This window comes from Cetobacterium sp. ZWU0022 (assembly GCF_000800875.1).
Taxonomy (GTDB): domain Bacteria; phylum Fusobacteriota; class Fusobacteriia; order Fusobacteriales; family Fusobacteriaceae; genus Cetobacterium_A.
This window is the reverse complement of sequence record NZ_JRJZ01000192.1, coordinates 1-11,381: the sequence shown is the minus strand read 5'-3', so window position 1 is coordinate 11,381 and position 11,381 is coordinate 1. Positions and strand designations below refer to the sequence as shown.

General features: G+C 31.6%; 13 protein-coding genes. 4 read left to right on the top strand and 9 right to left on the bottom strand.

Features of this window, described 5'->3' with window-relative positions; genetic code table 11:
* Nucleotides 1-148: 148 nt before the first annotated feature.
* The 8 genes from L988_RS13095 to L988_RS13060 all read right to left on the bottom strand — a co-directional run bounded on the left by L988_RS13095 (nucleotide 149) and on the right by L988_RS13060 (nucleotide 7,156).
* Complete coding sequence (locus tag L988_RS13095) at nucleotides 149-1,036, bottom strand: hypothetical protein (RefSeq protein WP_047384948.1); 888 nt, start codon at nucleotides 1,034-1,036, stop codon at nucleotides 149-151.
* A 22-nt stretch (nucleotides 1,037-1,058) separates the two neighbouring features.
* A complete protein-coding gene (locus L988_RS13090; RefSeq protein WP_081982943.1) occupies nucleotides 1,059-1,652 on the bottom strand; it encodes a peptidylprolyl isomerase in 594 nt (197 codons plus the stop codon).
* Nucleotides 1,653-1,727: 75 nt separating this feature from the next.
* The gene (locus tag L988_RS13085; protein ID WP_047384944.1) at nucleotides 1,728-2,381 is read right to left on the bottom strand and encodes a hypothetical protein; all 654 of its coding nucleotides are present in this window, start codon (nucleotides 2,379-2,381) and stop codon (nucleotides 1,728-1,730) included.
* Nucleotides 2,382-3,614 carry an NAD(P)/FAD-dependent oxidoreductase gene (locus tag L988_RS13080; protein ID WP_047384943.1) on the bottom strand — a complete coding sequence of 411 codons (1,233 nt, stop codon included), beginning with the start codon at nucleotides 3,612-3,614 and terminating at the stop codon, nucleotides 2,382-2,384.
* On the bottom strand, nucleotides 3,614-4,747 hold the full coding sequence (locus L988_RS13075) for a class I SAM-dependent RNA methyltransferase (protein WP_047384941.1): 1,134 nt from the start codon (nucleotides 4,745-4,747) through the stop codon (nucleotides 3,614-3,616). The genes L988_RS13080 and L988_RS13075 overlap by 1 nt, the downstream gene beginning before the upstream one ends.
* On the bottom strand, nucleotides 4,748-5,827 hold the full coding sequence (locus L988_RS13070; RefSeq protein ID WP_047384939.1) for an AI-2E family transporter: 1,080 nt from the start codon (nucleotides 5,825-5,827) through the stop codon (nucleotides 4,748-4,750).
* Between the two features lie 25 nt (nucleotides 5,828-5,852).
* Nucleotides 5,853-6,251: a NusG domain II-containing protein gene (locus L988_RS13065; protein ID WP_047384937.1), complete on the bottom strand. Its 399-nt coding sequence runs from the start codon at nucleotides 6,249-6,251 to the stop codon at nucleotides 5,853-5,855.
* Nucleotides 6,252-6,259: 8 nt separating this feature from the next.
* On the bottom strand, nucleotides 6,260-7,156 hold the full coding sequence (locus tag L988_RS13060; protein WP_047384935.1) for a phosphatidylserine decarboxylase: 897 nt from the start codon (nucleotides 7,154-7,156) through the stop codon (nucleotides 6,260-6,262).
* Nucleotides 7,157-7,212: 56 nt separating this feature from the next.
* Here L988_RS13060 and mgsA point away from each other — a divergent pair, with 56 nt between their 5' ends.
* Entirely contained in the window at nucleotides 7,213-7,593 is a 381-nt protein-coding gene (gene mgsA, locus L988_RS13055) for a methylglyoxal synthase (protein ID WP_231549852.1), read from the top strand.
* Between the two features lie 31 nt (nucleotides 7,594-7,624).
* On the opposite strand, the gene L988_RS13050 is transcribed toward mgsA, so the two are convergent.
* Nucleotides 7,625-9,133, bottom strand: a complete 1,509-nt coding sequence (locus L988_RS13050) for a nicotinate phosphoribosyltransferase (protein ID WP_047384931.1) — start codon at nucleotides 9,131-9,133, stop codon at nucleotides 7,625-7,627.
* Nucleotides 9,134-9,231: 98 nt separating this feature from the next.
* Here L988_RS13050 and dtd point away from each other — a divergent pair, with 98 nt between their 5' ends.
* The 3 genes from dtd to tpx are packed head-to-tail and all read left to right on the top strand — an operon-like array spanning nucleotide 9,232 to nucleotide 11,263.
* Complete coding sequence (dtd, locus tag L988_RS13045) at nucleotides 9,232-9,678, top strand: D-aminoacyl-tRNA deacylase (RefSeq protein ID WP_047384929.1); 447 nt, start codon at nucleotides 9,232-9,234, stop codon at nucleotides 9,676-9,678.
* Nucleotides 9,679-9,694: 16 nt separating this feature from the next.
* Entirely contained in the window at nucleotides 9,695-10,720 is a 1,026-nt protein-coding gene (locus L988_RS13040; RefSeq protein WP_047384927.1) for an alpha-hydroxy-acid oxidizing protein, read from the top strand.
* A 36-nt stretch (nucleotides 10,721-10,756) separates the two neighbouring features.
* Nucleotides 10,757-11,263, top strand: coding sequence for a thiol peroxidase (tpx, locus tag L988_RS13035; protein WP_047384925.1), 507 nt, complete (start codon nucleotides 10,757-10,759; stop codon nucleotides 11,261-11,263).
* Nucleotides 11,264-11,381: the final 118 nt, after the last annotated feature.

The following is an 11,381-nucleotide window of genomic DNA, read 5'->3' as shown; positions in this document are numbered from 1 at the left end:
TCCCTCCTAGTGATTAACTTTAATAAGTCTATTCATACATAGTATACCATATTTAAACTAGCTATTTTAGATTTATTTTATAGTTAAAATAAACAAAAAGGGTGCTAAAAGCACCCTCACTCAATTGTTCTTAAATTTTGTATACTACCTAATACACTCTTATTATTTGAGTATGTTTTTTCTGCTCATTTGAATTCAATTTTTGAATATGTTTTTTCTCTTCAACTCTATTACAGTTTTCAGTGAAATCAGTTATTCCAGCCCAAGGCTCTAAACAAATAAATTCGCTCGAATCAACACTTGTCCATACTGCTAAAGTATCCAATTCTTCAAAAGTAAATTCAACACCATGTGATGATTCTGTATGCTTTAAATTTACCGTATTATTTTCTAATCCATCAAATACCAAAGCATCTTTTAAGAACTTCTCTTTAGACAGCATAAACTTTTCTGGTAATCTATACTTTTGAATTTCTGATGATAGGAAGCTATTATTTCTAGTATCTATCATATATAAATCACACTCTTGTTCTTGAAACTCAATATAATAGTTTTCAAAGTTTTTATCCCCGTTATAGTTACAATAAAAAGCTGTATGTCCTCCTATATGATAATACATCTCTATTACACCATTGTTCTTCACATAATAGTTGTGATAAACTTTGTCTTCAACCAAGATATATTCTACTATTAAAGAGAAATTATACGGATATCTCTCCTCTGTATAAGCGTTTGGTCTTAACTGAAACTTTGCCGTATCCTCTGTTATCTCTAGAATTTCAAAATCTACATCTCTAGCAAAACCATGCTTTGTCATTGGAAGGATTACCCTTTCATCTTTACCTAAAGGATAGTCAATTGTTCCTGTAACTATATTTCCTATAAATGGAAAAAGATTTGGAGCACTTTTCTTAAAAGTACCCTCTGTTCCTGGCCATATATACTCAATACCATTTTCTTTATTTACTATACTTTTTAGTTCTGCACCGAATCTATTTATCAGTACAACCAACTTTTCATTCTCTATTCTTATCACGAGAATCTCCCCCTGTTTAAAATTAGTATTGTACTAAATTTGGAAATTGAGAATCTAAAATCTCATCCATTTGAGCTGTGAATTCTGCATTTTCCTCATTTTTTAAGAACTCTTCAACATCTCCAGTGATTTCGATTCTTTCGATTATATCTCCTTGCTTTACAGCGTCTACAACTTTTTGATCAGCATCAGAAACTACCTCTCCAAATATTGTATGCTTATAGTTTAACCATGGAGTCTCAACGTGAGTGATAAAGAATTGAGAACCATTTGTTTCAGGTCCTGCATTAGCCATAGCTAATATACCTTTCTTATCGAAAGTTACTCCCTCTTTAAATTCGTCGATGAATTGGTATCCAGGTCCACCTGTTCCTGTTCCTGTAGGATCTCCACCTTGAATCATGAAGTCTTCGATTACTCTGTGGAATTTAATTCCGTTGTAGTACTCTCTCATTGCTAAGTGAGCAAAGTTTAATACTGTTACTGGTGCTACTTCTGGGAAAAGAGTTAAGTTAATCTCTCCTCTTGCTGTAACTATTTTTGCGTTTAATTTAACTTGTTTCATATTTCTTACCTCCGTATTTTTTCCTAAAACTATTCTTGGTTTTGCAAACATCTTTTTCGAAAGAAAAAAGACAATAAATACTGCCAATAAAATTAAAATCTGTTTGAACCCTTTTTCCATTTCTAACTAGTCCTCCATTTTAAAAGCTTCTTTATATGTTTCTAAAAGTTCTTCCTCAGAAATAACCCCATATATCTCATAAGGCCATTTTGATTCTAACTTTCTTTTTAATTGATTGATATCTTTCTCTACTGATAGATACTTCTCTTCTATCTCTCTTAGTTTTTCTCTCACTGGTTGCAGCTTATAAATTATATCAAATTGTTCCTCTTCTTGTATAGTATCTTTTAATAAGTTTTCCAAATTTTGTTCTTCTAAAGCTAATTCGTTGTATTTATCAGTTATCTTATCCTTTTTATCTAAAAGTCTATTTAAATTATATTTGAAAAATCTTTTTACAACTGTTGCTCCTGAATTACCTTTCAGCTCCGCTCTTTTTTCTAAATTTTCTAATACCTTATCTTTAGATAAAGAGTTTTTAACTCTGATCTCTTCAACCATCTCTTCAAAAGGTTTGAACTCTTCATCAGACATGCTCTCAACTTTCATCTCTAATAGAGCTCCATATATCTTTTCATAAGGAGTAATAACTTTCTCTTCTAACAGCTCTACTCCAGAAAGATCTCCCATCTCTCTTAGTTTATCTATCTGTACAGAAGTCATTTTTAAAACTGTTAAAATAACTTCCTGTGCATATGCTCTAAATTTCTCTCTCTCCATCTACTTCATCTCCCTTTTCTTCATAGACTTAGCAGCTAAAACTCCCATAGAACATGCAGCTTGAATATTATATCCACCTGTATCTCCATCTATATCTAAAATTTCACCAACTAAGTACAGTCCCGAAACTTTTTTAGATTCCATTGTTTTCTGATTCACTTCATCAATAGCTACTCCACCTCTAGTTACCATAGCCATTTCAAAACTTCCAACTTTTGTCACTTCCATCTTATTTGATGCTAGTATTCTCACTAAATTTTCTCTTTTTTCTTTTGACAACTCAGACAATTTTAACTCTTCAGATATCTCTGCTAAAGATAAAACTCTTTTTATGAATCTATCCGGTAAGAAATAGCTATTTAAAACTCTTCTAACAGTTTTCTTTCCCTCTTTATTCATCTCTTCAATTATCTCTCTATTTAGAGTTTCAAAATCTTTATCCACATAGTTTATTTCCAAGAAGCTTCCATTTTCTATATATCTAGAGTTATCTAAAATTCCTGGTCCACTAAAATTTGTATGTGTAAAAAGTACAGGTCCTCTTTTTTCAATAATTTTTTTATCCTCTTTCCAGATTGTTATTTTAACATCTTGGAAACTTATACCAGATAACTCCTCAAACATGTAATCTCTAACAAAAACTGGTGTTAAAGCTGGTTTAGGTGGAACTATTTTATGACCTAACTCTTTAGCCATAACATACCCATCCCCTGTTGTTCCAACTCCAGGATATGATTTCCCACCTGTAGCTAACGCCACATTATCAGATATAAATGTATCCCTATCTGTAGTTATTATAAATTCCTCTCCAGATTTTGTAACACTTTCTATCTTTATATTTTCAACTATCTTTACACCTAAACTCTCCATTTTAGTTTTCAATAGATGAACTACATCTAATGAGCTAAAAGTTTGTGGGAAATATTTCCCACTCTCTTCTACCAAAACTAATGGCAGGCCATTCTCTTTAAAGAAATTTTTTAACATCTCTGGCGAATATTTATTTATAGCCTCTTTTAAAAATTTTCCATTCATACCATACTTATCCAAAAAATCTTTTGGTTTTCCTGTATGAGTCAAATTACATTTTCCACTTCCAGCAACAAGAATTTTATTTCCAATACGCTTATTTTTTTCAAGTAAAGCTACCTTCAATCCTTTTTCTGCTGCTGTTATAGCTGTAAAAATCCCACCAGGACCTCCACCAACTACTATTAAATCAAATCTGTTCATTATCTAGCTCCATAATATTGATAATAGTGACACTTTAGTCCACCATTATATAACTTTCTATTTTTTGTAGCCTTCTTTCCGAAAGTCTTTTCGAAGTTTTCATATGATGTGATTATATAGTAAGACCATTTAGGGAATCTCATTTGGAATATATCTCCCATAAGTCCATATAATCTTTCAACTGCATCCTCATCTAGAAGACGATCTCCATAAGGAGGGTTAGTTACTATACAACCTTTTTCTGCTACATTTTCTAACTCTAAGAAATTCATACATTTGAACTCTATCTCTTCATCTACTCCAGCTCTTTTTGCATTTAATTTTGCAACCTCTACTGTCTCCTCATCTAAATCAGAAGCATAAATTGTTACCTCTTTATCATAGTCCTCTCTCGAGAAAGCGTCATCTCTTAAATCTATCCAAAGATTTTCAGGTATTACTGGCCATTTCTCAGATGCGAAGTTTCTATTTACTCCTGGTGCAACATTTCTAGCTATCATTGCTGCTTCTATAGCAATAGTTCCCGTTCCACACATTGGATCTATAAGTGGTCTATCTCCACCTTTCCAACGACTTAATAAAACTAGTGCAGCTGCCATTGTTTCCTTTAATGGAGCTTCATTTATTAGGTTTCTATAACCTCTTTTATGTAATCCCTCTCCACTTGTATCTAGCATAACTAAGAATATATCGTTATGAGCTTGAATCTTAACTCTGTATGATCCACCTGTTTCTGGTAATCTGTCTGTTTGGTAAGCCATTTTTAGTCTTTCAACAATCGCTTTTTTTACAATCTTTTGAATGTCAGATTTTGAGAATAACTTACATTTAACTGAGCTAACCCAACTAATTGGAAACTCTCCATCTAAAGAGATTATATTTTCCCACGGTAATCTTTTTATATTTTCAAAAAGATTATCAAATGTTAACGCTTTAAACTCTCCCATTTTTATGAAAACTCTATCAGCACATCTAAGATGTAAATTTGCTTCTACAATCTCTCTTTCATCTCCGTCAAATTCAACTCTTCCATTGAATGTCTCAACATTTTCAAATCCTAATCCTTTACACTCGTCTTTTACAACACTTTCTAATCCCATTGTTGCTGACGCTATTAATCTGTACTTCTTCATCTATTCACTCCTTCTTTTTAAACACTCTAAATATATAAATTTTATAACCACAAAGATAGGAACTCCTAAAAACATTCCTAGTGGTCCAAAAAAGTTTCCACAAACCATTACACCAATAATAGTCCAGAAACTGCTCATTCCTACTGATTCTTCCATTATTTTAGGGCCTATTACAAATCCATCTACAGCTTGCCCTATAGCTATTGCTATAAATAGATAAACTACTTTAAATGGTGCTGCTAATAAAATTAAAAATGTCGCTATTGTTCCTGCAACAATAGATCCGACATATGGAATCATATTTCCTACACCAACCATCACACCACTAAGCAGTGCATATGGTACTTTTGCTATAAGTAAAACTATAAATACTAAAAAGCCTACAACTGCTGAAGTTAAAACTCTTCCTAATACATATTTTAAAAATACATCATTTACCTTTCTAACAAATTCAACTCCATACTCTGCACTCTTCTTTGGCATAAATAATAAGAATAAACTCTCTAAAAATTTCATGAAATACTCTTTACTATACATCAAATACAACGAAATGAAAACCCCAATAAAGAAATTTATCATTCCCATTAAGCTTCTCAAAACTCCAGCTCCTAATCCAAACGCTAAGTTTTTAACATTCCCTAGATTTGTTTTTATGATTTGAATTAAATTAGCTTCAATCTCTTTTGGATTAAAAAACAAAAGGTTTTTATCTTCTAAGAATTGAATAATATTTTCTGTATTTGCAGTTAAACTACTTAACATAGTTGGAAATTTTTCAATTAAATCCGATATACTATTTATTATATTTGGAATAACAACTAAAAATAAGCTTAAAATTGTTGTAAAAACAATTATTAAACTTAAACCAATAGCTAGTGATCTCTTCATTTTTATCTTATTTTCAAAGATTTTTACAAGCGGACTCACTAAAATTGCTATAAAAATAGCATATATAAATGGTTTTATTGAACTTACAGCTTGACCCACTATCGTTGTGAAAGCCTCATTATATTGAAAAAATGTCTGAATTACAATAAGAACGGTACCAACCAAAAAAAGGTGTATATACTCTTTTTTCATAATCTACTCATCTCCTCTAATTCCATTATTTTATCACAAAATCAACATCATCTGTTCTCTCGTTTTTCTTCCCTACTACTTTTATTATAAGTTTATCTGGAACTCCAATGATTACCTCTCCGGGTTGACCAATCCATCCCTGTTTTACATTAAGCTTCAAGGGCGAATTTGATGTTGTAACTCTTATTTTTTTATCTTTAATTTTCACATTTACTCCACCTATATCTGTTGGAACAAACATATCTTTTTCATCTGTTTGTAAAGCATATACATATTTCAATTGATTATTTACATAAATCTCTGCATTAGCAGCATCTGTCGCTTTAAATCTCGTAACTTGATACCCCAAAAATGAAAATACTCCGACTAAAAGTATATATATTAAGGTATCACCTTTTCTAAAATATTGTCTTCGCCTTTTCACAAATCCACCTACTTAGCTTTTCCTATTCTTTCACCCATATAAACTTTTGTTTCTATTCCATTTCTACTATTTTCTAGGATATCTTCGTCAAACTGTACTCTATCTTTTTCAAATAATAAGACACATGATGAACCTCCAAAGAAGAAGTATCCTTTTTCATCACCTTTCTTTATAAGACCCGGATTATATGTTTGTTTTATTCCTCCAACCATAGTTGCTCCTATCTCACTCAATACTATTTCTCCGAACTCCGCTGTTTTTAAAATCGACACTTCTCTTTTATTCTCACAGTAAACTCTAAAATTCTTTTTAATTGCATATGGAGATACTGAATAATAATACCCATCAATCAGTTTTGATTCTCCAATTTCACCTGAAGCTGGGAAGTGGAATCTGTGATAATCAACAGGAGCTAATCTTATTATAACTATTGTTCCTCCCTCAAATTTCTTAGCTTCATTTTTATCCATTAAAAACTCTTCTACTGTAAATTCGTCGCCTTTTAAAAAGAATTTTGTAGTTTCTTTTAAATCGTTAAAAACTAAAATTTTTCCATCAGCTGGCGAAACAAGTATATCCGAATTAGTATCAATCTCTCTAGATCCCTCTTTTAATTCTCTTATAAAAAAGTCATTAAATGATGAAAAATCCTCTATATTCTTTTTAGATTCATTCATATTTATAGAGTTTTCTATTACGAAAGGTTTGATTTTTTCTTTAGAAGAGGCTTCAGACATCTTTTTTCCATAAAAATCTGTTAAGAACTTTTTTCTAACTACTAAATTTAAAGGTAACTTTCCTAATGGATTATAATATAAAAACTTCAAAAATCCTTCACCTGGTGGATTTTCTGTCTTCAATTCTTTAGTTTTTCTCTCAATATAATTAATTTTATCAAATTTCATACACTTACTCCTTTTACATATTAATTTTTTGTTGTATAATAGTTATAGCAAAACTTATGGAGGTCAAAATGAAAAAAATAGCATTAATCGCTCACGACAACATGAAGCCGGAAATAGTTAGCTTTGCACAAAGACATGAGCACATACTAATAAAATACCCTCTTGTTTCTACTGGTACAACTGGACTTAGAATAATGGAGGCTACTGACTTACAAATTCATCGCTTCAAATCTGGTCCCATAGGTGGAGACCAACAAATTGGTGCAGAAGTGGCTACTGACCAAATCGCAGCTATTTTATTTTTTAGAGATCCGTTAACTTCTCAACCCCACGAACCGGACATATCTGCTCTTATAAGAGTTGCAGATGTACACAAAGTACCAATCGCTACAAACTTAGCTACTGCTGAACTTCTTATTTTAGGTTTAGACAAGTGATTATAATAGGCTGACTCAGGTCAGCCTATTTTTAATTTATTTGACTTTTTATTTTTTTAATTAAACTATATTTTAACTCCAACAAGTCTTTTGATAAATCCACCTTATATTGATGTGGATTTTCAAGTCTTTTTCTTTCGTCAGAAATTTTTCCTAGTGATTCTAAATAATACTCTCTCGATGCAACAACATCATCTAATTGTGAAGCTTCAGGTTTGATAACTCCGTTTTTCACAAATTCGTTCGTTATTTTTCTAAAAGTATACTCTCCTTTTTTTAATTGACTTGATTTAAACTCATACTTCTCATCCCTAATAGTTAAATCCTCATCATTCAATAATTTAATTTTATCTGTATCTTTATTAACTAATGTTATTAAGTCTGCATATGCAAGTCCATCGTTATCATAGATTCTATATACCTCTTTAAAACCTGGATTTGAAATTTTTATAACATCTTCAGATAATTTTATAACAGGATTACTATCTATTTCAACTATTTTATAAACCCCTCCAAAACAAGGATTTGATTTACTAACCGCAATTGCATCTCCTACTCCAAATATATCTACTGCTGCGCCTTGCTCTTTTAATGATTTAATAAGAGATTCATTCAGAGAATTTGTTAAGAAAATTTTAGCTTTTTTCAACCCCGCAGCATCTAAAGCTTTTCTACATTTCTTAGATAAGTAAGCCAAATCTCCAGAATCTATTCTTATTCCATAATTACCTTCATACGAATCATCTATTCCATTATCTTTAAAGCTCTGAATAGCATTTTTCAATCCTATTCCAACTGTATTATAAGTATCAATTAATAAAATTAATGAATTTGCTTTTCTTTCTCTTCTATGCTTTATAAAAGTATCAAAAGCTCTTTTTTCAGCCTCTGCTCCTACTCCAAAAGCTTGTATATAAGAGTGTGCCATCGTTCCAACACTTGGAACTCCATACTTATACTCTGTTACAAGATTTGAATGTGATAAACAACCACCAATTATAGATGCCTTTGTCCCTGCAACCGCACTATCAAATCCATGAGCTCTTCTACTACCAAAAGATGTCACTGGAACTGGTGAAGCAGCTCTTGTAACTCTCGATGCTTTTGTAGCTATAGCTAACTGCATATTCATCAAATTTAAAATTGGTGTTTCTAATATTTTAGCTTGAATTAGTGGAGCTTTTACTGTTATTATTGGCTCATTTGGATATACAATCTCCCCATCTCTCATGGCATATAAATTTCCAGTAAACTTCATCTTAACTAAATATTCTAAAAGATGTTTCTCTTCAATTATTTTTGAAAAATACTCTCTTTTTTCATCTTCACTAGTTTTATTTAAAATATCAATAAGTTCAATTACCTCTTGAACTCCCGAAACAACTGCAAAACCACCATCTTCAGTTTTTCTAAAGTACATATCAAATATAGCTTCCTTATCCTGCATCTCTTCCATTAAAAAAATGTCACTTTCAGTATATTGATATCTATCTGAATTAATAACCTTTGCAAAATCTGTTAAAACTCTTTCTCTCCCCATTTTGTACCTCTTTTTAAATTGTTAGTTTTTTATTTTTTCTTAATAATTATATCACTTTTGTGGTATAATTACCAATAAAAATAGAAAAGGAGAGATTGATGAGAGCTGTTATACAAAGAGTTAAACATGCAAGTGTTACTGTCGATAATGAAATTACTGGAAAAATAAACCATGGATTCTTAGTACTTTTAGGTGTGACGCATGCCGATACAGAAAAAGAGGTAGATTGGTTAGCTAAAAAAATCACCGACTTAAGAGTTTTTAACGACGCTGAGGATAAAATGAATCTTGGACTAAAGGATGTTGATGGAGAGTTACTTGTAATCTCACAATTTACATTATATGGAAACTGTATAAAAGGTCGTCGTCCAGCATTTATTGATGCTGCAAAGCCTGATATGGCTAACGAACTTTACGAAAAGTTTTTACAAAAGTGTAAAGATCTTGGCTTTAAAACTGAAGCTGGAGTTTTTGGTGCTGATATGAAAGTAGAACTTTTAAATGACGGACCAGTTACTTTAATAATAGATACAACAGATAGATAGTTCACGGAGGGGTATTATGGATATCAAAGATATTAAAAAAAATGCAAAGGAAAGAATGAAGGAGTTTTGTATATTATGTCCAGAGTGTAACGGACGTTGGTGTGCTGGAAAAGTTCCCGGAATGGGTGGAGCCGGAAACGGTGGGAGTTTCAATAGAACTTATGAAAAACTTAAAGAGGTTAAAGTTGCAATGAGAACTCTTCATAATGTTTCTGATCCTAAATTATCTTGCTCTATTTTCGGAGAAGATCTTTCTTTCCCCGCTATGATCGCACCTATAACAGGAACTAAATTCAATATGGGTGGATATGTTAATGATGTAGAGTATTCAAATGATGTTGTATTGGGTGCTCTTGATGCAGGAACAATAGCCATGGTTGGAGATACAGGAGATCCTAACTGCTTTGCAGCTGGAATAGATGCCATAAAAAAAGCAAACGGAAAAGGTATTGCTATAATCAAACCTAGAGAAAATTCTGAGATTATAAAAAGAATTAAAATAGCAGAAGAAGCTGGTGCAGTAGCTGTCGGAGTGGATGTTGACGGTGCTGGATTAGTTACAATGAAACTTTTCAATCAACCCGTTGGTCCTAAATCTCTAAACGATTTAAAAGAGATTATCTCTTCAACAACTCTTCCATTTATAGTAAAAGGTATTTTAACTGTAGATGAAGCTAAACTTTGTGTTCAAGCTGGTGCTGCTGCTATTGTTGTATCAAATCACGGTGGTCGTTGCTTAAACGAAACTTTTGCACCTGCAGAAGTTTTAAAAGAGATTGCCACAGCTGTTGGAGATGAGATTATTGTTTTAGCTGATGGTGGAGTTAGAGAAGGTGTTGATATTTTAAAATATTTAGCTCTTGGAGCTAAAGCTGTTTTGATTGGAAGACCTATCATTTGGGGATCAATTGGTGGAAGACAAGATGGAGTAAAAGTTGTTTTAGAAACTTTAAAATCTCAACTCTATCAAAGCATGATACTTACAGGTGCAGAGGATGTTAAAAATTATAAAAATTTCTCTTGCATTTTATACACTAAATAAGTATAATTTAATTACAAAATTTAGGGAGGTTTTATCATGGAAAGAAAAGATGTTATTACATTTGCAGGTAATCCATTAACATTAGTGGGAAAAGAGGTTGTTGTTGGAGATGTTGCTCCTAACTTCACTGTAACTAAAACTGATTTATCACCTCTTTCTTTAGCAGACTTAAAAGGGAAGACAATAGTTATTTCAGCTATGCCATCTATTGATACTCCTGTTTGTGAATTACAAACAATCAGATTCAATAAGGAAGCATCTGCATTAGAAAATGTTGTTATTTTAACAGTTTCAATGGATTTACCATTTGCACTAAGCAGATTCTGTGGTGCTAAAAATATAGAAAATGCTATAACTACTTCAGATTATAAAGATAGAGAATTTTCAAATAACTATGGATTATTCATTAAAGAACTTGCGCTTGTTTCAAGAGCTGTTATAATTATCGATAAAGATGGAAAAATTGCATATACTGAATATTTAAAAGAAATCACTGAGGAGCCTAATTACGATTCTGCTCTAGAAGCTTTAAAAAGTTTATAATAATAAAAAAGCCTCATTCAAAATATAAATATATATTTGAATGAGGCTTTTTTTATATGGTAACTACTCAGCTGGTAGATTACAAAAAATAAAAAATAGCTAAATAATAGGAGATTTC